Below are 21,532 nucleotides of genomic sequence, written 5' to 3'. Positions count from 1 at the left end.
ACCCTTTCGAGAAGCGTACGTGGTGCGATCGGATCGCCGTCACGATCCGAAACGGGAAATAATATCTCCTGATCTGCAAACTATATAATGACATTCGCGAACTACTATCGAACGAGGATGGACCCAACGTACCTGCTCGCGGGTTCACCCTGCTCGTCGCCCTCCACCTGTCGATCGGCTATCTCACCGGCCGAGTCACGCCGGCCGTCGGCGCGTCGACGGACGACGAAGCGATCGTCGATCGCAAGGAGGGCGTGATCGTCTGTCCCGAGTGCGGCGCGGAGAACGAACTCGGGTACACGTACTGTCACGGCTGCATCGAGACTCTTCCGGGTGCCGTCTCCCGGACGAAATCGGGCGCGAGCCCCGGCAGGCGCGGCATCTTCTGATCGGTCGGCGGGTCGACGCCCACCGGCCGTCCGACCGTCGGCCACTACCCGAGCGGCGGACGGGATCGGCCAGTTTCGACGAATGGGGACCGGCCGGTCCGTCGACCTACCGTTCCGGATGCGTGGGTGCATCGAACTCGCCGCGGACGAGGGGCTTCGCGACGTGCCGGCGGGCACAGGGCGGTACCTCGTACCAGCCCCGATCGAGGTCGCGATCGATCTCGACCTCGGCCTTCCCGTCGGCGCTCGTCCCGCAGTCCCGACACCGGTACCCCTGGTCCCGACCGGCGCTCTCCATCGTCCGCTCGCAGTCGGGGCAGGTCGGCGTCACGCGCTCGGTCGTCACGAGGTCCCGGACGGCGAACTTCTCCAGTTTGAGCGTGCCCTGTGAGACCTCACCGCATACGGTGAGTCGATCGCCGACCCGGAGCGTCCGAACCCGATCGCGGAACCGCTTCGTGGGTTCGAAGGCGGCGCAGTCGAGTCGCGGTCGCGTTCCGGATCCGCCGTCGGTCGCGTCGTCCGCTGACGGCCCACCGCTCTCGGACTCGAGCGCGAAGAAGACGTGGCCACCCCGACGCGTTTCGGGGGCCGTCGCCACCCGGCCGTCGACACGGTAGGCGCGGCCGTCCGCGACCGACTCGATCGTCCCGTCCTGGAGGTGGGCGTCGGTCCCCTGGTTGGTCAGGAACAGCCGTCCCGCGCGGACGGGTTCGCTCTCGATCCGATCGGCGACGGCGCGTACGGTGTCGGGGTCGTCGCCGCGAATCCCGTGGAGGATCGGTCCCGGCGTGTGTGGCACGCAGACCGTCTCGTCTTCGCCGCGATCGACGGTGTCCCACACCTCGGGGTAGCCCCACTCCGCCGCGGCGAAGACGCTCTCGTGGTCGACGTCGCGGTCGGTCCCCCACCGATCGGGTTCGCGGTAGGAGATGTACTCGGCGGTCCACTCGTCGAGGGCGGCCCAGCTTCCGACGGCCGCCAGCGCGCCGACTCGTCCGCGCCCGTTGCCGGCACCCCACGATCGATAGCCGTGGCGATCGAGGAGGGCCGTCGCGTCCGGGATCGAAAGCTGGTCACGGATCGCCCGCCACGTGAACTCGCGCACGTCGTCGGGCACCGCGTCGGGGCTCCCGCCGGCCACGACGAGGCCCGGGTTCGTCCGCCCGTCCGCCGTCTCCGCAAGCGCGGCGAGCCGATCGCGGGCGAGTTCGAACGCCCGATCGGGATCGCAGTCGGTGTGGATGGCGAGCGCGGCGTTGCCCCGCGTCTTGTACTCGACGGCGGGATTGAGTCGAACGAGGAGTACCCTGGAAACTGCGCTCCCCGCTTCGCGGCGCAGTCGCTGTGCGATCCGCGTCGCGACGTAGGTCGTACACATCCCCCGCTCGCGGGAGTCCGTATCGTCGATCCCGACGACGGTCATCGGCGGTGGTTGGAACCCGGCGGAGTAACGCCTTTCGGGACGGCGCCGACGGCGTGAAGAATCATGAACCAATATATAAGGATGGTGTCGGAACGATCGTGGAATCGCGTGCCAGCACCACGGTCTGAGCAGGGTAACCTTCTTATACGAGGAATAGCTTACATCCCCGTATGTCCCGCTCCGCACTGGTCGGCAACGTGACCGCGATGTTAGCAGACGCGGGATTCGTGGTCAGCGACCGGTGTGCGATTCGACCGAAGAGTTTCGACGTCGCAGCACGGCGCGGTGAGGACCTGTTGCTGGTCAAGATCCTCGGCAACATCGACGCGTTCACCGAGGCGACCGGCCACGAGATGCGTCGACTGGGGAACTACCTCCACGCGACGCCGCTCGTGATCGGACTCCGGAGTCGCGACGAGGACCTCAAACCGGACGTCGTCTACTTCCGTCACGGCGTGCCGGTGTTCAGTCCCGACACCGCGTACAACCTGTTCATCGAGGACGTGCCGCCGCTGATCTACGCCGCACCCGGTGGCCTCTACGTCAACATCGACGGTGACCTGCTGGCCGACGAACGCGAGGACAGGAATTGGAGTCTCGGCCGACTCGCGAACGAACTCGGCGTCTCTCGGCGAACCGTCTCCAAGTACGAGGACGGCATGAACGCCTCCGTCGAGGTCGCGATGGCCTTAGAAGAGATGTTCGACTCGGAACTGACCAGCCCCGTCGACGTCCTCGAGGGTGCCGACGACGTCCACGAACCGGAGTCGACGCCCGACGACCCGCAGGCCGACCCCGACGACGAACAGGTCGTCGCCGTCCTCACACGGGCCGGCTACCAGGTTCACCCGACGGTCCGATCGCCGTTCAAGGCCGTCAGCGAGGACGAGGACGACAGCGACGTCGTCCTCACCGGCCACTCGAAGTTCACGAAGGCCGCCGAGAAACGCGCCCGCATCATGAGTTCGATCGGTCGCGTCACCCGAACCCGATCGGTCTACGTGGTCGATCGGGCGAAACAGGAGTCCGTCGACGGCACGGCGCTCGTCGAACGCGACGAACTCGAAGATCTGCGCGACGCGGACGACCTCCGGGACGTCATCCGGGAACGGGCCGAACGCGAAGAGGCGGCCTGATCGGCGATCCGACCGGTTTCCGGTGACGTGACACGGTAGCGCCCCGTTTCTTCCGAGTCCGTTCTCATACGGTTTACTGTAAGTCAGTTCCGGCGCAACCGGGATCCGGGCGGCGGTTGCGCCGGTACATCGTCACAGCAATCCGTATCAGGCGTAGGTCTCTTCCAGATACTCGACGATGGCGTCGCTCTCGGCCATCCCCTCGACGCCGTTTGCCTCGTCGGTGATGACCGGGACGCCGGTCTGCCCGCTGACGTTTTCGACCTCGGTGCGATCGGCGTGCGATCGCGGGACCTCGATCGTGTCGTACTCGAGGTCGAGTTCCTCGAGTTTGGTTCGGACTTTCGCGCAGAACGGGCATCCGGGCAGTTCGTAGTAGGTGATGTCGGCCATTATCGATCGTTGCCACGGAAACCCTATGAGGCCACCGGTCGGCCGTCGCGTTGCCGGTACTCGAGAACGGGCCGGCGCGACGCGACCTAGAAGGCGAGCATGCCGGCCGTGGCCGCGAAGTAGGCCGCGAAGTAGACCACGAAGGCGATAGCCAGTACCCACTGGCCGAGCGAGACCTCCTCGGCTTCGCCCATCGACGCCTTGATCAGCGGATAGCTCATGATCCCGGCGGCGAGGCCGTTCGCGATCGAGGTCGTCAGGGGCATGACGGTGATCGTCAGCCCGCTGGAGATCGCCCACGCGGGGTCGCTCCAGTCGATGTCGGCGACACCCTGGAGCATGATGATCCCGACGACGACGAGCGCGATGTAGGTCGCGTACTGCGGAATCGCGGCTATCAGCGGGACGACCAGCAGCGACAGTGCGAAGAGCACGCCGACGACGAGCGCGGTGAAGCCGGTGCGGCCGCCCTCCTCGACCCCGGTCGAGGATTCGATGTACGTGGTGACCGTCGACGTCCCGATCATCGCGCCGACCGTGGTGCCGATCGCGTCGGCCATCAGCGGCTTCTCGATCTCGGGGAGGTCGCCGTCCTCGTCCAGGAAGCCGGCGATCTGGGAGACGCCGATGAGCGTCCCCGCGGTGTCGAAGAAGTCCACGAAGAAGAACGTGAACACGACGAGCACGAAGACGAGCGGGTCCTCGGTGATCTGTCCGAGGCCGTCGATGAAGCCGGCGATCAGCGGCGTAAAGTCGTACTGGACGCTCGCGATCATCCCGGTGAGCCCGTCCTGGGTGACCTGTTCGTAGCTGTTGCCCGGCGTGAGCACGCCCGGCGCGACCACGCCGGCGAGCGTCAGGATCCAGCCAGCGAGCGCGGTCGTGACGATCCCGATGACGATCGACCCGCGGACGCCGCGGGCCCAGAGCACCAGCGTCAGGACGAGGCCGGCAAGCGACAGCGCGGCGATCGAACTGGTCGCCACGTTGCCGAGCGTCACCATCGTCGCCTCGTCGGTGACGACGACCTCCATCTCCTGGAGGCCGAGGAAGAGCAGGAAGACGCCGATACCGGCCCCGACAGCGAACTTGACCGGTTCGGGGAAGAGTTCGATGACGTACCGCCGGGCGCCGATCGCCGTCAGGAGAATGAAGATCACGCCCTCGACGAAGACGGCCGCGAGCGCCACCTCCCAGGGGACGCCGAGGCCGAGGACGACGGTGAACGCGAAGAAGGCGTTCAGCCCCATCCCCGGCGCGAGGCCGAACGGCCGGTTGGCCCAGAACGCCATCACCAGGATCGCCACGACCGACGAGAGGATCGTAGCCACGGCGATCATCTGGAACACCTCCTGGCCGGAGTAGCCCTCGATCTGGATCGCCTCGCTCAGGATCGCCGGGTTGACCACGATGACGTACGACATCGCGAGGAACGTCGTCAGGCCGGCGAGCAGTTCTGTCTCGAGATCGGTCCCGTACTCGTCGAATTCGAAGTACTCTGCGACCCCCATATTGGATGGTCAGGCATACCGATAGCGCTCAGTTAAGTGTTTTCCTCTCAATCCGCGCCCGAGTATGCACGTGAGTGGATAGTGTGTGAGTGTCACGCTGTCGATCGGCGGCCGAACGAACGTATTTGACCACGGAGCGTGTATCACGATATCATGAGGTTTGTCATCGTGGGATACGGCCGGGTCGGCTCGCGAACGGCGCGCATTCTCACCGAGGAGGGCCACGACGTCGTCGTCGTCGACGACGATCCCGATCGGATCGAGCGGGCCAGCGATGCGGGGTTCGAAACGGTCCAGGGCGACGGTGCCGACGAGTCGGTCCTCGTCGACGCGGGGATCGAGGACGCGGACGCGATCGGCGCGTTCACGCCGGACCTCAACGCCAACTTCGCGGCCTGCATGGTCGGCACCCACCACGGCTGTCGGACCGTCCTCCGGATCGACGAGGACTACCGCGAGGACATCTACCAGAAGTACGCCGAGGACGTCGACGAGATCGTCTACCCGGAACGGCTCGGCGCGGCCGGTGCCAAGACCGCCATGCTCGGCGGCGACTTCAACGTCGTCGCCGACCTCGCGACGAACCTCCAGTTGACCGTCCTCGAGATCCGCGAGGGATCGCCCGCCGTCGGCAAGCGGATCAGCGAACTCGACCTGCCCGAAGCCGCGCGGATCTACGCCCACGGACGCGAACGCGAGTCGCTGACGATCCCGCTTCCCGGGACGGAACTCGCGGCCGGCGACGAGGTCGCCGTCATCGTCGAGACGGACGAGGCCGAGGCCGTCCGATCGGCACTGTTGCCGACGAGCGCCTGAGACGGTCTGCTGTACTGATATATCGGTGCAACCGCGACCGTCCTGCGGTTGCCCGGACCTGACTGATAGTAGTCCGTGTGAGACGGATACGGTCCGAGGACGGGAGCGCGTAACTAGTGATCGACGTCGACGAGAGGTCCACTGCCCCGTTTCGGTCCGGGTGCCTGGGCCGCCCCGTTCGGGGCGGCCCCGGGGACCGAAACGGGCGAGGAAGGGGATGGGAGCAGTTTGGGGGTAGGCGCGCGGACGGGGGGATAGGGGGGTCCGACAGCGCGCCTATCTTCCACTCGCTACCCCAGAAAGTTAAAACCGCGTCAGACGATCGGATGACAGAGGTCAGAGAGCATACACGTCGAACGGTTCTCATACGGACTGCTGTAGTCAATTACCGCCGATCGCCGATCCCGTCCTGGTGATCGGCGGTAAATAGTTACAGCAATCCGTATCAGTCGCCGTCGTGGTCTTCGAGCCGAAACACCAGCACGTTCTGGTGGACCATCGAGGGGACGAACGAGAACGGGTAGCCGTAGACGTGGAGGTCCTTGGTGGGATCGTACCAGATCAGGTTCGCCGCCAGGGAGAGCGGCGTGGACGACTCGATCGCCCGCGCGAGGTCCGCCGAGAGGAACTCGTAGGACTGGTCGCGGTACATGTCGCCGATGAAGACCACGACGTGGCCGTCCGGGGTGACCGCGTCGGCGAACCGATCGAACTTGGCCGCCATGTCCGCGAGCCACTCGGCTTTCGTCGCCCCAGTCGACTCCTCGTCGGCCGCATCGTGATCGAGGCCGGTACCGTCGCCGTCGCCGTCGCCTCCGTCGAACGACCCGAGTTTGCTCTCGCGGGTCCGCCGTTCGTTCCGCGTCTGCTCGAGTTCGTCCATGTGCCAGTAGGGGACGTCCGTGAGCAGGAGATCGATCGAGTCGTCGGGCACGTCCGCGATCAGGTCGGCACAGTCGCCGTGGCGCATGTCCTGCGGGGCGAGAGGTGGCTCCCCGCGAGTGCGACGCTCCTCGTTTTCCCGTTCGAGGACCGCCTCGTAGATTTCGATCCACCGGTCGGTGCGCTCGAACCCGATCGCCTCCCGGAGTCCCGTCCCCTCGTGCTCGCAGAAACTCGCCCCTAGGAGGGTGCCACCGACGCCCGCGAAGGGATCGAGGACGGTGTCCCCGGCCTTGCTGAATCGGCCGATGAGGTCGGCACAGAGCCGCGGGGGCTTCTGGCCGCCGTGCTCGCTCCGGAGGTCGTGCTGGACGTCCGGCGGGTACCCCTCCGCGATCACGGATTTCGTCGCGTACTTCCACTCTTTACCCGTGAGGTCGTTGACCCGGTTTCGCTCGTCGTAGATACCCCGGCCTTCGACGTACCGCTGGTGATCCGCGAGGGCGTCGGTGTCGACGACCTCGCCGTCCTCGACCGGGAGCGACTCGTCTCGCGCCCGATCGGCGTCGAAGGACCCGTCCTCGTCGGTGAACAGCCGACTCTGTCGATGGCGATCCCCGTCGTCTGCCATACCGGGAGTGGTTCCCCCGAAACCGTAAAAACTGGCCGCTTTTCGCCGGTCGTCGGGTCGGTCGTCGAGCGATCACGTCAGGCGAACCAGCCGAGGTCGACAGTCTCGTCGTCGAGGACGTCCTTGCGATTGTCCGTCTGGCCGACGTCGGCGTAGGAGATCTCCCCCTCGACCTGCTCGGCTTCCGGTCCCGGTTCGTTGCCGATGTAGACGACGTTCGGGTTCGTGCCGATGTCCTCGAGCAGCCTGAACGTCGAATCGCCGGACCCGGCTTCGGCCTGGATGATTCCCCTGGCCTCGCGCTCGGTCATCCCGTCGCCGTCTTCGTCCTCTGCCGGTTCCGTCTCGCCGGTGACGACGTCGATCGCTTCCTGCACCTCCTCGTCAGGTAAGTTCATGGACTGCACGCGAGCCAGCGCGGGGTCGTCGAGATACTGCCGCGGGTCGCTCTCGGGATCGTTCATGTCGCCGAACTGGATCGCTTCCGGGGGACAGGCGTCTTCGCAGGCGGTGCGTCCGATCAACTCCTCGCCTTTGCTTCCGTCCTGACGCGTGGCGCAGAACGTACACTTCTGCATGGCACCCCGCGGGCCGCGACTGCTGACCCATCGACCGCGCTCGTCGAACATGTGGTCTTCCTCGAGTTCCTCGGCCGGCACGTCCGGTTCGTCCCACTGGAAGTAGTTGACCCCGTACGGACAGGCGACCTGACAGTACCGACAGCCGATGCAGACGTTGTAGTCGGTCAGGACGAGTCCGTCCGAATCTCGGGTGTGACGTGCGGTCGTCGGGCAGACCTTCTCGCACGGTGCGTCCGTACAGTGCTGACAGGGGCGAATGAGCCGGTTTCGACCGCCGGGCGTGGTGTCCTCGTAGTCGAGCACGTACATCCAGTTCGCGCCCTGGTCCCAGTCGTGTTCTTCCGCACACGAGACCACGCAGGCGAGACAGCCGTCACACTGTTCGAGGTCGAGCGCCATGCCCCACTGGGTCCCCTCGCCGTCTCCGTACTCGACGCCTTCCTCCTCGTCCTCCTGGGTGGCCGCGACTGCGGGTTCGCCGTCCGATTCCGCCGTTCCCCAGGCGCCCAGTCCGACCGCACCGGCGCCCGCGCCCATCTTCTTCATCACCTCGCGTCGGGACTCTTCGTCGACCCCGATCCGCGAGAGCGCCTGCTCGACCCGTCCCTCGTTCCCGGACTCGATCGGCCGCTCGTCCTCGCCGAACTCGGCGAGCACGTCCTCGTGGTACCGATCGTGAAAGGCTTCCTCCGACAGCTCCCCTTTCGTCACCTTCATCGCGTCTTCGGCCATCTGCAGCCCGAGTTCCGCGTCGTACTCGGTTTCCTCGAGGGATGCCTCGAGTTCATCCTGCCACTCGGCGCCGAGCGGGTGGAACGCGTCCGCACCGGAATCGACGTCCTCCTCGGACGTCATCGCACCCGTCCCCCGTTCGTTTCGTCGTGCATGGTCATAGATATCGTGTGACATAGAATTGTCCAGCCCCGTTCGAATAAGCGGCCACCATGCAGATGCCGGGGATGCAAATGCGGCCCCGGTCGAGAGCCGCGATCGCCCGCCATTGCGGTTCATACCGGGGGTTTTTGGCGTGATAGGCCGTACCACAGAACATGAGTGACGGCGAGTCGCGAGAACCACGCCGCCGATTCCTTCGTCTCGCCGGGACCGGCCCGGTCATCGTACTCGCGGGCTGTCTGAGCGACGACGAGGACGCGGACACCGACGAAGAGCGCCCGGCAGACTGGTGTTTCGACCAACTGGAGGGCTCCGTTCCCGAGGTCGAACGGAACGCGGTGAGCACCGACGGCATCGAGCGGAAAGACGAGAGCGAATTACTGTCGAAGGAGGACGCCGCCTACCAGTGTGGTCCACAGGACGGGCAACTGTGTGGCAACTGCACGTTCTACATCGACGACAAGGACGGCGACGGGATCGGCGCGTGTACCGAAGTCGAAGGGTTGGTGCGATCGGTCGACTGGTGTGGCATCTGGGCGGCGAGGGAAAAGGCATCGCAGGAGTGAGTCGGTACCGACCGAGGGGAGGTGCCCGTGATCGAACGATCCGGGCCCAGCGTCCGCCCGATTCGTGACAAACCGATCGGACGCGACTCCGCGTCTCCAACCACCTCTCGTACGGAGGGCGCAGGCTTTTGCCCGGGCTCGTCGAATTCGGAGGCGCACGAATGAGCCAGATCGGAGACGCCGCGCTCGTCCTCGGCGGGGTGCTCGCGCTGTGGCTCGGCGCCCGCTGGCTCGTGACGGCGGCGTCGACGCTCGCCCGCGCAGTTGGGGTCTCATCGCTCGTCGTCGGACTCACCGTCGTGGCGTTCGGCACGTCAGCGCCGGAACTCGTCGTCTCGATCGGCGCGGCACTCGAGGGACGGGCCGACGTGGCGGCCGGAAACGTCGTCGGCTCGAACGTCTTCAACCTCGCGTTCACGCTCGGGTTCGTCGCGGTCGTGCGGCCGTTCCGCGTCACGGAGAAACTGGTCCGGCGGGACACCGTCGCGATGGCCGCGACGACCGTCGTCGGGGTCGCCGTCCTCGCGAACCTGACCGTCTCCAGCCGCGAGGGCGCCCTGTTGCTCGCGCTGTTCGCGGCGTACCTCGGCTGGATCTGGCGTACCGCGACCCGATCGACAGGGCCGGACGCTCCTCCCGCCGACAGTTGCGACGCCGGTAGTGCCGACGTCGATTCGCCGTCCTCGACCCCCACGGGCGATGGCGCTCCCGAACCGACTCGATCGGACGAACCGATTCGATACCGCGCCGAGGGGGTGAAACTACTGCTCGGACTCGCGCTGGTGCTGGTCGGCGGTCGACTCCTCGTCGACGGGGCGACCGGAATCGCTCTCTCGATCGGCGTCTCGGAGTGGGCCGTCGGCGTCACCGTCGTCGCCGGGGGGACGTCGCTCCCGGAACTGGTGACCTCGATCGTCGCGGCGCGCCGCGAGAACCTCGGGATCGCGGCCGGAAACGTCGTCGGTTCGAACGTCTTCAACGTCCTCGTCGTCCTCGGCGCCGCCGCGCTCGTGCGCCCGCTGTCGGTCGACGCGGCCGTCCTGCCGGGGCTGGCGTGGCTCGCGGTCGTCACCGCGATCGCCGCGGTCGTCCTCGCGACCGGCCGGCGACTGACCCGGCTCGAGGGACTCGTCCTGCTCGCGATCGGGGCGAGCTACTGGACGTGGACGATCGCCTGATACGGTTTACTGTAAGTCATTTCCGGCGCAACCGCGATCCAGGCGGCGGTTGCGCCGGTACATCGTTACAGCAATCCGTATGACTCGATCGGCGGTAGCAAACCGGACAAATTCATTTCGTCTCGCGTCTGCGCGGGGAGCAGACTCCGGGGACGTCGCGGGCCTCCCGGTAACACCGATGTCCGCTAAACGATACCCGTATCCGAGACCTACCTGGGGCCACGATGACACCGACGACACCCGGTCTCCACCACGTGACGGCGATCGCCGGCGATCCACAGGCCAACGCGGACTTCTACGTCGGAACGCTCGGCTTGCGGTTCGTCAAGAAAACCGTCAACCACGACGACACCGGCACGTACCACTTCTACTTCGGCGACGAGGAGGGGACGCCGGGGACGAACGTTACGTTCTTCCCGTGGTCCGATCGCGGCCATCCGGGCCAGTTCGGGGCCGGCCAGACCCGGGACACGGCCTACCTGATCCGCCCCGACTCCGTCGACTACTGGGTCGATCGACTCGCGTCCGCCGGGATCGAGGTCGATCGTTCCGAGCGATTCGGCGAACCGGTGCTCGGGTTCGACGATCCGGACGGGATCGGGCTCGAACTGGTCGCCAGCGAGGACGCCGCGACCGCCGACGCGAAACCGTGGGCCGATAGCCCGGTCCCCGCCGACCACCAGTTCCGGGGCTTTCACAGCGTGACCCTCGCCGTCGATGCGTTCGAACCGACCGCGGACGTGCTCACGGCCCTCCTCGGGTACGACCTCGAGGCCGAGGACGACGACCGACGCCGGTACCGGACGCCGGACGGCGGACCGGGATCGATCGTCGACCTCGTCGAGACCGACGCGGACCGCGGCCGGATGGGCGTCGGCACGGTCCACCACGTCGCGTTCGCGGCTGCGGACGTCGACCAGCAAGAGCGATGGCGGGACGCGTTCCAGGAGTACGGACTCGACGTGACGCAGGTCGTCGATCGGACGTACTTCCAGTCGATCTACTCGCGGGAACCCGGCGGCGTGCTCTTCGAGGTCGCGACGACCGGGCCCGGTTTCACCGTCGACGAGGACGTCGACGAACTCGGCTCCTCGCTCGCTCTCCCCGAGTGGCTCGAGGACGAACGCGAGCGCATCGAGGCCCAGTTGCCCGCGTTCGACGGGCCGCCCGTCGAGACCGGAGGCGAGTGAGATGGGGCGGACGAACGAGTTCCGGTTCGAGTACGATCCCGGCGTCCTGCGGTTCGGATCGGTATCCGCCCTCGCGGACGAACTCGAGCGGCAGGGGTTCGATCGCGCGCTCGTCGTCTGTGGCTCGACGGTCGGAACCACCCCCGAGGTGATCGATCCGGTCACGGAGGGGCTGGGCGATCGGCTGGCGGGCGTCTTCGCGGAGACGACGCCGGCGAAACGGCTCGCGACGGCGTTCGACGGCCTCGACGCGATGTGCGACCACGACGCGGACGTCCTCGTCGCGCTCGGCGGCGGGAGCAGCCTCGACGTCGCGAAAGTCCTCAGCGTGCTCGCGGGAGACGATCGCGACCCCGCGGCGATCGGGCGGGAGTTCGAAGAGCGCGGCACGATCTCGGTCCCGGCGGGATCGATGCCGCCGATCGTGGCGGTACCGACGACGCTCGCCGGGGCCGACCTCTCGACCGTGGCCGGCGTGACGGCCGCGCCGGAGTCGGGGCTGGTCGACGCGCCGACGAGCGGCGGCGTCGGCGACCCGCGATTGATGCCCAGCGCGATCGTCTACGACCCCGCGCTCGTCGCGACGACGCCGAAATCGATCCTCGCGGCCTCCGCGATGAACGGGTTCGACAAGGGGATCGAGACGCTCTACGCCCGCAACGCCACGCCGGTGACGGACGCGACGGCGATGCGCGGCCTCGAACTCCTCCGGGACGGCCTCCGCCGACTCGGCGAGGAGGGGCCGACCGTGGACGTGCTCGACCCGGTGCTCGAGGGAACCATGCTCGTCCAGTACGGCATCGCCCGCCCCGGCGAGACCACGCTCTCGATAATTCACGCCTTCGGTCACGGCCTGACCCGATCGTACGACGTCCAGCAGGGGGCGGCCCACGGCGTCGTCGCGCCGCACGTCCTCCGGTACCTCTTCGCGGAAGTCGACGGCCGGCGCGATCTACTCGCGGACGCGCTTGGCGTCGGTGATGCGGCCGATCGGCCGGCGGCGGTCGTCGGGGCCGTCGCGGACGTCCGCGACGCGCTCGATCTCCCGACGCGGCTCCGGGACGTCGACGGCCCCGAACCGGCGGAGTTCCCGTCGGTTGCCGAGGCGATTCTGGCCGACTCGTTCATGACGAACGCGCCGGCCGGGCTAGAGCCGACACGGGACGCGATCGAGGGCGTCCTCGAAGACGCGTACTGACGTCCACCCGACGGTAAGGGCGAAAAAACGATTCGTCACGCTGTCCCGTCTCGATCGGGTGGAAACGGGAGCGCTACAGTCCGACGTTCACCGCGTACGCCCACGGTTCGCCGAGTGCGAGGACGAGAAAGACGAGCGTGCCGGCGAACAGTTCCACGTTCTTGATGAAGTCGGTCATCTCGGACTGGCGCTGGTCCTCCGGCGCCGCCCAGAAGTCGTGCATGACTGGTGTGGCGACGAGCAAGAACCCCGCGAGCAGGCCCGCGGCGATCGCCGGGAAGACGCCGAGCGCGATCCCCAGTCCGCCGGCCACGAGGACCGCACCCGAGCCGAGGACGCTCAGCCGCGGCGCGGGGAGCCCTTTCGACGCCGCGTAGCCGGTCATCGCGTCGGCGCTCGTGAAGTGGTTGAGCCCCTGGAAAGCGAGAAGCCCGCCGAAGAGTACCCTTGCGAGCACGAACGCGATCGCGCCGACGCCGCCGTCGACGACCATCAGGACCACCCCGCTGGGCCGGGCGCGTCGTCTGTGGGTCGGTACGTGTTCGGTGCGTCGATGTTCGGTATCACGACGTTACCTAGTTCGTTTTCGAACCTACATATGCGTTATCTGATACTAGGGTTACCAGCTATCACGCGTGTTACCGACGACGCGCGTGTCGTTCACGGCACGAGGCGCGCACGGCAGGCGGTGCGCGACGCTCTCTCCGTCGACGCGGGGCGATGGCCGCGGAGGGGCTCTCGACGGCGGTAACACGCGTGTTAGCGAGCGCCTATCTTTCTCCAGTTCGTACCCGGGAGCATGAACATGCTCGTCGACGGCGAGTGGCGTACCGACGCGTACGAATCGACCAGCGACGACGGGTCGTTCGAGCGCCAGGAGACGCCGTTCCGGAACTGGGTCCGCGACGACCCCGACGCGGCGTTCCAGCCCGACGCGGGCCGGTACCACCTCTACGTCTCCCTCGCCTGCCCGTGGGCCCACCGGACCCTGATCACCCGCGCCCTGAAGGGCCTCGAAGACGCCATCTCCGTCTCGATCGTCGATCCCTATCGCGACGAGGACGGCTGGCAGTTCACTCCCGAGAAAGAGGGATGTACCCGCGATCACGTCCACGACGCCGACTTCCTCCGGGAACTCTACGTCCGGGCCGATCCCGACGCGACCTGCCGGGTGACCGTCCCCGTGCTCTGGGACACGGAGCGGGACACGATCGTCAACAACGAGTCGAAGGAGATCATGCGGATGCTGGATACCGAGTTCGACGCTCTCGCGACGCGGGACGTCGACCTTTATCCCGAGGGGTACCGGGACGAGGTCGATCGGATCCTCGACGAGATCTACGAACCGATCAACAACGGCGTCTACCGGGCCGGCTTCGCGACCGATCAGGAACCCTACGACGAGGCGATCGACGACCTGTTCGCCGCGCTGGATCACTGGGACGAGGTGCTGGCGAACCATCGCTACCTCGCCGGCGATCGGCTCACGGAAGCCGACGTCGCGATGTTCACGACGCTCGTCCGGTTCGACAGCGTCTATCACACCCACTTCATGTGTAACGTCCAGTACATCCGGGAGTACAACAACCTCTGGCCGTACCTGCGCGACCTGTACCAGACGCCCGGCATCGGCCGGTCGGTGGCGATGGACCACATCAAGGAACACTACTACACGACGCACCCGGACGTCAACCCGCACGGCATCGTCGCCCGGGGACCCGACCTCGCGTTCGGCGCGCCCCACGATCGGGACGAACTGTCGGGCAGTCCGCCGGCGGCACTCGCGGCGGCGAGCGCCGACGACTGAGCGTTTCGGTCGATCGGAGAATCAGTTTACGATCCGCTCGGTGGCCGCTGGCCGCCCTCCCGCCACGACTCGAAGCTATCCTCGACGTCCTCGTCCGATCGGACCACGCGCCAGACGAGCCACGCCACTATGAAGACCGGAAGCAACGGGAGCAACAGGATAGCGAGAAGTGTCGCCATGATGTAGCCGAAGGCGGACATCTGGAAGTTCTCGGTGTAGCCCGTCGACTCCGACACCTTGGTTGACATGTGAGAGGGTAGGACCGTTCCGATATTCCGTCTTTCGGTCTCGAAAGCGGCGGCCGAAACCGGTCGCGTCACCGACTGCCGGGGTCGATCGGTAGCCGGACCGGCCGTCCGACGAACGCGTCTCCGAATTCAGTCACGTCGTCGACAGTCCGTCCCGACCGTCGTCCGCGTCGCCGAGCACCGCCGCCGCGTCGTCCTGCGGGCGATAGTCGAACTCGAGCATCGTCTCCGTCAGCGAGAGGAACCGCCCGGAATTCCGGGAGATACCGTGGGCGACCGTCGGCGTCTTCGACAGCGATCGGGTTGCGACCGCCCGCATCAGCCGCCGGCAGTCGTCCGGACTGAGCCACATCGCGCGGGCGTAGCGCTCCTCGGCGGCGTCGCGGTCCGCGACCTCCTCGCGGAGTTCGTCCCGGGAGAGGAGCCAGCCGATCCGCAGGTTGACCACGTCCATGCCGGTCCGGTGTGCGTAGTACCATCCCATCGCCTCGCCGAAGACCTTCGTTACGCCGTAGTAGGTGTCCGGATCAGGGGGGTCGTCGGGTCGCACGACGCCCGGCGTGCCGATCGTCGACTCCGGGCGGATGGCGGAGACCGCGTTCCCCATGTTGACCGCGTGGTTCGAACTCGCGAAGACGACGCGCTCGAGGTCGTGTTCCACGGCCCCCTCGAAGGCGTTGTAGACGCCGTCGACGTTCGGCCCCGACACCGCGTCCCACTCGGCCCGCGGATCGGGGTTGGCCGCGAGGTGGATCAGGACGTCCTGGTCACCCAGCGCCTCGACGAACGCGTCCCGATCGGCGATTTCGATCGGCATCGTCTCCAGATCCTCGGTCTCGCTGTGCGAGAATAGCGTCAGGTCCTCGTCCGACAGCGCCTCGATCGTCTGTCTGCCGACCCGGCCGGACGCGCCGGTGATCGCGACGTCGGTCATAGCGAGTCGACACCGACCCGACGGAAATAGGTCGGCCCAGCGCGTTCCGGTCGCTCAGTAGCGGCGAGCGGGGATCGATCCGTCACCCTCGATCGGGCGGTCGCGCCGCAATCACTCCTCCAGGTGCTCGATGCGGGCGTACCGTCCGGCCCGCCAGCCGGTGACGAGCGCGACCAGCGTCCCGACGCCGACGGCGAGGAGGAAGCCGACGGCGTAGACCTTAGCGGACGTCCGCAGGAGCCGCTCGAAGCCGACGACCGAGGCCGCGAGCCGGTTCAGGCCGGCCGCGATCGGCGGCGTCGCCAGGATCCCGACGAGTCCGCCGAGCACGCCGACGAACAGGCCCTGGACGCCGATCGTGCCGGCCAGGAGCGGGCGGGAGAGTCCGATCGCCCGGAGCGCCGCGAGCTGTTCGCGTTGCTGTGCGGTCACGAGGACGAACAGGTTGGCCGTGAGCACGACCCCGCCGACGACGGCGAGGCCGACCAGCGTGAACCCGCTCGCGAGCACGATCGGCCGCTCCTCGATCATCGCTTCGACCTGTTCGTCGCTGGTCCGGACGTCGTAGGACGGATACGTCGCCGCGAGGTCGTCGCGAACGGCGTCACGATCGGCGTCCTCGGTCACGTCGGCGGTGACGAACGTCGCGCGATCGGTTCCCGCCGTTCCGGTGAGGACCTGCAGGTCGATCAGTGGAATCGTCATCGACGGCGTCCCCAGGTACTGCGAGTGGTGCCCGGAGATGCCGACGACCGTGAACTCCCTCGCTCCCTCCCCCTCGCGACTCGCGCCGACGTAGATCGTGTCGCCGACGCCGACGTCGTGTGCCTCGGCGATCCGCGGATCGATCACGATTTCGCCGGTCGGAGGCTCGTCGGGGGGTGCCCCTTCCTCGGTCATCACGTTCTCCGGGTCGAGGTCGAACCCCCCGCCGGCCTGGAAGTCGAATCCGTCGTGGGTCTCGTGGATGCCGACCGCCGATCGCCGCTCGAGGTCCGACGGCTCCGTCCCGACGTAGACGGCGTGCATCGCGATCGGGGTCGCGGACTGGACGTCGTCCCGGGCCTCGATCTCCCGCGTGACGCCGTGGGCGTCGGCGATCGAGTTCTCCGTCCCGCTGGCGGCCGGGTCGACCGGCTCGCCTGCCATCCAGATGTCGCGATCGGCGCTGTCGAGTCCGTCCTCGCCCGTCTCGACGACGCCGATGCCCAGCCCGGCGAGCAGGGTTACCGAGAGCACCGCCAGCGTAACTGCGAGCACGGTGAGCGCGGTCCGGCCGGGCGCTCGCCGGAGCTGTGCGAACCCGATCCCCGCGACGGCGTACGTCCGGACGACCAGCCCGCTTATGCTCATCGGCTCACCTCCTCGAGGACGGTCGTCCGACTGGCGACCGCCAGCGGGTAGGGGACGGCTACCAGCCCGGACAGCAGCGCGACGGCGAGCGCGTACGGCACGAACAGCGGGGTGACGATCGCGACCGTGTCCGCGGCGAGGGTCGCACTCGCGACCGCGTTCACGGCAGCGATCCCGAGGACGCCGAGTCCGATCCCCAGGAGCGCACCACAGAGCGTCGTGAGTCCCGTCGTCAGCGCGACGACCGCCAGTCTGCTCCGGGTGGGAAAGCCGACCGCCTCGAGGACGGCAAGCGTTCGGCGATCCCGATCGACGGTCATGCCCATCGTCGTCGCGACGAACGCCGCACAGATCGAGACGCCGACCACGAGCGCGAGCAGGCTCGTCGCGAGCGCCAGCCCGTCGCCCAGTAGCGTCGACGGATCGCCGCCGTCAGTCGACTCGATCGTGTCGTGTGGATACGCCTCCTCGGCGGCCGCCGTCGCCGCGTCGGACTCGCCCCACACCAGGAGCTGGGTGGCGAGTTGGCCCTCGTCCGCACCGGTGAAGGTCTGCAGGTCCGACAGTCGGACGAGCGCGACGGGAACGTCCGCCTCCGGGTCCGCACTCGACTCCTCGACCGAACCGACGGTGAGCGACGGCGACGCCGATTCCGCGTCCGCGTAGACGCTCGAGACGGCGACCTCGTCCCCCGCGGACGCCTCGAGACGGTCGCTCGCCGCGTCCGAGAGGACGATCGACGAATTCGGTTGTCGGCCGTCAGTCCCGCCGTCGGATCCCGTATTCGACGACGCGAGTTCGGACGTCGGGAGTCCCGCGACGGTTCGCGGCTCGTCGTCGGGGACGACGCCGACCAGGAGAATCGTCCGGGGCTCGCCCTCGGTCGACTCGAGTCGAACCGTCTCGAGCAGGATCGGAGACGCGTGGTCGACCCCCGACTGCGAGCGGATCGTGGCGGCCCGTTCGTTGGCCGTCCCGAGTCGAGGGCCCTCCAGGCCGTCGACGGTCGATAGCGTGCCGCCCTCTGCCGGCGTGATTCGGACGTCCGCGTCCGTCTCGGACGCGACTCCTCCCTCGGCGAGCGCCAGCGCGACGCCCGTGATGACGAGCAGGAACGCGATCGTGAGCGCGACCGCGACGATCGTCGAGACGATCCGGCCCGTGACGGTGCGGGTCGCCCGTTTCCAGAGCCGGGTCGCCGTCAGACCGACGAGTGCGGCCCACCTCGTCCGTCGCCGGCCGTCGATCGCGTCGCGATCCGGGTCGGCGGCGTCATCGGCCATCCTCGATCACCCTCCCGTCTCGGAGCGTGACCACCCGATCGGCGACGGCCAGCGTCGAATTGTCGTGCGAGGCGACCACGACCGCCCGGTCCCGGCCGACGTCGGTCAACAACTCGAGCACGTCCGTTCCGGTTTCCGTGTCCAGTTCGCCGGTCGGCTCGTCGGCGACGAGCACGTCCGGATCCGTCGACAGCGCCCTGGCGATCGCGACGCGCTGTCGTTCGCCGCCGCTGAGTTCGCCGGGGAGGTGCGTGACCCGGTCCCCGAGACCGACCTGCTCGAGCAGCGTCGTCGCCCGCTCTCGTCGATGCGATCGGGGAACGCCCTCCTGGACGAGCGGCAGGGCGACGTTCGCCCGCGCCGAGAGCGACGGCAGGAGGTGAAACCGCTGGAAGACGATTCCCACGTGCCGACGGCGCAACCGGGTCCGCTCGTTGCCCGAAACCGCCGCGAGATCGGTGCCACACAGTTCGACGCGTCCCTCGGTCGGCACCAGCAGGCCGGTGATGGCGTGCAGGATCGTCGACTTGCCGCTCCCGCTCGGTCCCCGGAGGCCGACGATTTCGCCCTCCCTGACGCTCACCGAGACGTCGCGGAGCGCGGTCACCGATCGATCCTGCCGGGATCGAAGTCCCCGGCCAGTCGACCCGTATACGTGTGAAACGTCCTCAAGACGGACGATCGCCGACGCGTCGCGGTCGTCGACCAGTTCGGCCGCGTCCGTCCGTGCGTTCCGGTTGGATACTGTCACGGAGAGTCTCGTCTCGACGAACGTCCCGATGCGCTATTGTTTCGGTCCGACTTCCCGCAAACAGGCGACTGTTTATCGACCGTACAGAATCACAAACTGGATTTTGCAGATCTTACACCCGTCACGACGAAGTGACGAGACCGTGGCCGCTTACCGGTGGAGCCGTACAAACGACGCTGTAGCCTCCCGTGAACCGTCCCGATCCGGAAGCGGCCAGTTCGTCACGTCACAGGCCGTGAAAGACAGCAGTCGGGAACAGTCACACTGACTGCAATCGCTCCGATCGACGTGGGGAGACTCGAGAATCGGTGTCGACAATCGGTCACTCCGGCTGCGGCGTCGGTAACGCCCGGTGAGGGCGCGGCGGGACCAGGTAGTTCGCCCGCCTGGTGACCGAGATGTACTGGAGAATGCCGTTGTTGTTGACCGGACCGACCGCACCGTCCGTGAGATCGCTCCCGGTCATCGCCTCCCGGGTTTTCACGAAGTCGGCGATCGATCGCTGGTGGGCGAGGAAGTGGAGGCCGGCCTGGTCGTCGTCGGTCGAGTTGAAGTCCCGGCGGAGGATGATCGGGTCGCCGTCCTCGCGCGCCCGGCCCGCCTTCTGCGCGTGCCCGACGATACCCGTGGTCCGGGCGTCGTCCTCCGCGTCGTCGATACAGTCCTCGACACCGCTTGCGGTGCCGAGGTTGTGGCCGGCACCCTCGACGCGGTCCTCGGACGCGTGGGCCGGACAGAACATCTTGGCGACGCGCTGGTCGCGGCTGTCCTGTTCGTACCACTGCTGGAGTCGCAGGTCGATCTTCGAGAGGTGGGTGGTCGTGCCGCCCGCGAAGGGGCCTTCCGCGATCGTCACGCGGTCCTCGCTCGCCTGGTTGCGATCGAACCCGCTCTTGAATCCCATGAACATCGGCGACTCCTCCGGGACGGGTTCGGTGTCCGGAATCCCGGTGACGCCCGACTGGTTCTCGGCCGGCAGTCCCTCCCCGAAGAACCCGGTTCGGCGATCGGCCACCTCGAAAATCCCGTCGACCGTCTCATCGACGTCGACGCCGTTGACCGCGTCGAGGTCGCCGGTGAGCGCCTCCTCGGCGCTCAGGACGACCTGGCCGTGATCGCTGGCCAGGTGAACGAGCGCGTCGAATTCGTCGAGTTCCGGGTCCTCGATCCGGGTGAGCGGTTCGGGTTCCGGGAGGTCGACCGACCCGGGGAGGTCGTCGTCGAACCGATCGAAGTAGGCGGGACCGTAGCCGACCGTCAGCACGAGGCCGTCGTTGCCGTACTGGTAGGCGCGTTCGAGGCCCTGGAGGGCGGTTTCGACCCGGTCGCGCTCCTCGTCGGTCGGCCCCTCGCCCACGTACTCGAGGCCGAGCAGGAGGTGATGCTCGGGCGGGCGGACGTTCCCGTGATCGTCGGTCGAGAGGAACTCGTTCCACGCGTGCTGGCGATCGGGGCGCTCCGCCGGAGCGAGGTCGGCCTGTGGCACGTCGGCGTCCTCGCGCCCGAGACACGCCGAGAGCGCGCTCGCGCCGCCGATCGCCACGGCCGTGCGGACGAACGCCCGGCGGGAGAGACCCCGGGCTGGACCGGATCGGGGACCGGACCCTGTCATAGTCGCCCCTCGGGGGCGAGCGATAAAGGGGGTTTTGGTGCGATCGGGCGCCCATCGACGTCGCCGGACCGGTCACGATCGACAGTGGCATGTTCGCCGGGACTGTAGGGTGCTACCATGAATCAGGTCGAGGTGTTCGAGGAGATCGACGCCCCGCCGGCCGTCGTCTGGGACGTGCTTCTCGATTTCGACGCCTATCCCTCGTGGAACCCGTTCATCCGATCGATCGAGGGAGCACCGGTGGCGGGCGAGCGGCTTCGGGTCCGGATCGACCCGCCGGAATCGCGGGCGTTCACGTTCAAACCGGAAGTGGTCTTCGTCGAAGAGAACCGTCGACTCGTCTGGCTGGGCCGACTGGGGGTCCCGTTCGCCTTCGACGGCTACCACGAGTTTCACCTCGAACCGATCGGCGGCGGTGAGCCGAGCGGCGCGGGGCGACCGTCGGAAGACCGCGGATCGTCCGGGAGTGAGCACTCCTGGTCGGAGCAGGACGCCGACGGTGCCACGAGAACGCGACTCCTCCAGCGCGAAACCGTTCGCGGCGCGCTCGTTCCGCTCCTGTTCGACAGGGACGAGATCGAACGCGGCTTCCGGGAGATGAACGAGGCGCTCAAAGAGCGCGCCGAAGCGCAGGTCGTGGCCTGATACGGATTGCTGTACCGATGTACCGACGCAACCGCGATCCGGGCGGCGGTTGCGCCGGAAATGACTTACAGTAAACCGTATGAGGGCGGATCGATCGGCGGCGACCAG

The 21,532-nt window shown here is 67.6% G+C and carries 21 protein-coding genes; 9 read left to right on the top strand and 12 right to left on the bottom strand.

Going from position 1 to position 21,532, the window contains the following annotated elements:
* The first annotated feature begins 254 nt into the window (after positions 1–254).
* Positions 255–389, top strand: a complete 135-nt coding sequence (locus tag AC6I6X_RS01985; RefSeq protein ID WP_497928841.1) for a DUF7577 domain-containing protein — start codon at positions 255–257, stop codon at positions 387–389.
* Positions 390–495: 106 nt separating this feature from the next.
* Here AC6I6X_RS01985 and AC6I6X_RS01980 read toward each other — a convergent pair whose 3' ends face one another.
* Complete coding sequence (locus tag AC6I6X_RS01980) at positions 496–1,815, bottom strand: TiaS agmantine-binding domain-containing protein (protein ID WP_497928840.1); 1,320 nt, start codon at positions 1,813–1,815, stop codon at positions 496–498.
* 170 nt (positions 1,816–1,985) lie between these two features.
* Between AC6I6X_RS01980 and AC6I6X_RS01975 the strand changes: the two genes are divergently transcribed.
* Positions 1,986–2,951 (top strand): transcriptional regulator, encoded by a 966-nt coding sequence (locus AC6I6X_RS01975; protein ID WP_497928839.1) that lies wholly within the window; start codon positions 1,986–1,988, stop codon positions 2,949–2,951.
* A 147-nt stretch (positions 2,952–3,098) separates the two neighbouring features.
* Here the strand turns inward: AC6I6X_RS01975 and AC6I6X_RS01970 are convergent, their stop codons facing one another.
* Complete coding sequence (locus AC6I6X_RS01970; RefSeq protein ID WP_497928838.1) at positions 3,099–3,344, bottom strand: glutathione S-transferase N-terminal domain-containing protein; 246 nt, start codon at positions 3,342–3,344, stop codon at positions 3,099–3,101.
* Positions 3,345–3,430: 86 nt separating this feature from the next.
* Positions 3,431–4,855, bottom strand: coding sequence for an NCS2 family permease (locus AC6I6X_RS01965; RefSeq protein WP_497928837.1), 1,425 nt, complete (start codon positions 4,853–4,855; stop codon positions 3,431–3,433).
* Between the two features lie 153 nt (positions 4,856–5,008).
* Here AC6I6X_RS01965 and AC6I6X_RS01960 point away from each other — a divergent pair, with 153 nt between their 5' ends.
* Entirely contained in the window at positions 5,009–5,671 is a 663-nt protein-coding gene (locus tag AC6I6X_RS01960; RefSeq protein WP_497928836.1) for a potassium channel family protein, read from the top strand.
* 445 nt (positions 5,672–6,116) lie between these two features.
* Here the strand turns inward: AC6I6X_RS01960 and AC6I6X_RS01955 are convergent, their stop codons facing one another.
* Complete coding sequence (locus tag AC6I6X_RS01955) at positions 6,117–7,184, bottom strand: DNA methyltransferase (protein WP_497928835.1); 1,068 nt, start codon at positions 7,182–7,184, stop codon at positions 6,117–6,119.
* Positions 7,185–7,261: 77 nt separating this feature from the next.
* Positions 7,262–8,620, bottom strand: coding sequence for a 4Fe-4S ferredoxin N-terminal domain-containing protein (locus AC6I6X_RS01950; RefSeq protein ID WP_497928834.1), 1,359 nt, complete (start codon positions 8,618–8,620; stop codon positions 7,262–7,264).
* Positions 8,621–8,814: 194 nt separating this feature from the next.
* Between AC6I6X_RS01950 and AC6I6X_RS01945 the strand changes: the two genes are divergently transcribed.
* From AC6I6X_RS01945 to AC6I6X_RS01930, 4 genes are all read left to right on the top strand, one after another.
* On the top strand, positions 8,815–9,225 hold the full coding sequence (locus AC6I6X_RS01945) for a high-potential iron-sulfur protein (protein ID WP_497928833.1): 411 nt from the start codon (positions 8,815–8,817) through the stop codon (positions 9,223–9,225).
* A gap of 161 nt (positions 9,226–9,386) precedes the next feature.
* Positions 9,387–10,403, top strand: coding sequence for a calcium/sodium antiporter (locus tag AC6I6X_RS01940; RefSeq protein ID WP_497928832.1), 1,017 nt, complete (start codon positions 9,387–9,389; stop codon positions 10,401–10,403).
* A 224-nt stretch (positions 10,404–10,627) separates the two neighbouring features.
* Positions 10,628–11,593 carry a ring-cleaving dioxygenase gene (locus AC6I6X_RS01935; RefSeq protein ID WP_497928831.1) on the top strand — a complete coding sequence of 322 codons (966 nt, stop codon included), beginning with the start codon at positions 10,628–10,630 and terminating at the stop codon, positions 11,591–11,593.
* A gap of 1 nt (position 11,594) precedes the next feature.
* A complete protein-coding gene (locus AC6I6X_RS01930; protein ID WP_497928830.1) occupies positions 11,595–12,791 on the top strand; it encodes an iron-containing alcohol dehydrogenase family protein in 1,197 nt (398 codons plus the stop codon).
* Between the two features lie 73 nt (positions 12,792–12,864).
* Here AC6I6X_RS01930 and AC6I6X_RS01925 read toward each other — a convergent pair whose 3' ends face one another.
* The gene (locus tag AC6I6X_RS01925) at positions 12,865–13,284 is read right to left on the bottom strand and encodes a DoxX family protein (RefSeq protein ID WP_497928829.1); all 420 of its coding nucleotides are present in this window, start codon (positions 13,282–13,284) and stop codon (positions 12,865–12,867) included.
* 306 nt (positions 13,285–13,590) lie between these two features.
* On the opposite strand from AC6I6X_RS01925, the gene AC6I6X_RS01920 reads away from it, so the two are divergent.
* Entirely contained in the window at positions 13,591–14,598 is a 1,008-nt protein-coding gene (locus AC6I6X_RS01920; protein ID WP_497928828.1) for a glutathione S-transferase family protein, read from the top strand.
* 26 nt (positions 14,599–14,624) lie between these two features.
* On the opposite strand, the gene AC6I6X_RS01915 is transcribed toward AC6I6X_RS01920, so the two are convergent.
* The 6 genes from AC6I6X_RS01915 to AC6I6X_RS01890 form a co-directional block, all read right to left on the bottom strand.
* Positions 14,625–14,846 (bottom strand): DUF7535 family protein, encoded by a 222-nt coding sequence (locus AC6I6X_RS01915; protein WP_497928827.1) that lies wholly within the window; start codon positions 14,844–14,846, stop codon positions 14,625–14,627.
* Between the two features lie 133 nt (positions 14,847–14,979).
* Complete coding sequence (locus AC6I6X_RS01910) at positions 14,980–15,780, bottom strand: NAD-dependent epimerase/dehydratase family protein (protein ID WP_497928826.1); 801 nt, start codon at positions 15,778–15,780, stop codon at positions 14,980–14,982.
* A gap of 111 nt (positions 15,781–15,891) precedes the next feature.
* Positions 15,892–17,133 (bottom strand): ABC transporter permease, encoded by a 1,242-nt coding sequence (locus tag AC6I6X_RS01905; RefSeq protein WP_497928825.1) that lies wholly within the window; start codon positions 17,131–17,133, stop codon positions 15,892–15,894.
* Entirely contained in the window at positions 17,130–18,416 is a 1,287-nt protein-coding gene (locus tag AC6I6X_RS01900) for an FtsX-like permease family protein (protein WP_497928824.1), read from the bottom strand. Before AC6I6X_RS01900 ends, AC6I6X_RS01905 begins: the two co-directional genes overlap by 4 nt.
* Positions 18,406–19,125, bottom strand: a complete 720-nt coding sequence (locus tag AC6I6X_RS01895) for an ABC transporter ATP-binding protein (RefSeq protein WP_497929634.1) — start codon at positions 19,123–19,125, stop codon at positions 18,406–18,408. The genes AC6I6X_RS01900 and AC6I6X_RS01895 overlap by 11 nt, the downstream gene beginning before the upstream one ends.
* A gap of 364 nt (positions 19,126–19,489) precedes the next feature.
* Positions 19,490–20,779, bottom strand: a complete 1,290-nt coding sequence (locus AC6I6X_RS01890) for a DUF7405 family protein (RefSeq protein ID WP_497928823.1) — start codon at positions 20,777–20,779, stop codon at positions 19,490–19,492.
* Positions 20,780–20,896: 117 nt separating this feature from the next.
* Between AC6I6X_RS01890 and AC6I6X_RS01885 the strand changes: the two genes are divergently transcribed.
* Positions 20,897–21,424, top strand: a complete 528-nt coding sequence (locus AC6I6X_RS01885) for an SRPBCC family protein (RefSeq protein WP_497928822.1) — start codon at positions 20,897–20,899, stop codon at positions 21,422–21,424.
* The last annotated feature ends 108 nt before the right edge of the window (positions 21,425–21,532 follow it).

The sequence above is a fragment of the Halosolutus sp. YCN4 genome, from assembly GCF_059736495.1.
Note: the sequence above shows the minus strand (reverse complement) of the source record. Positions and strands in the feature narration are given on the sequence as shown.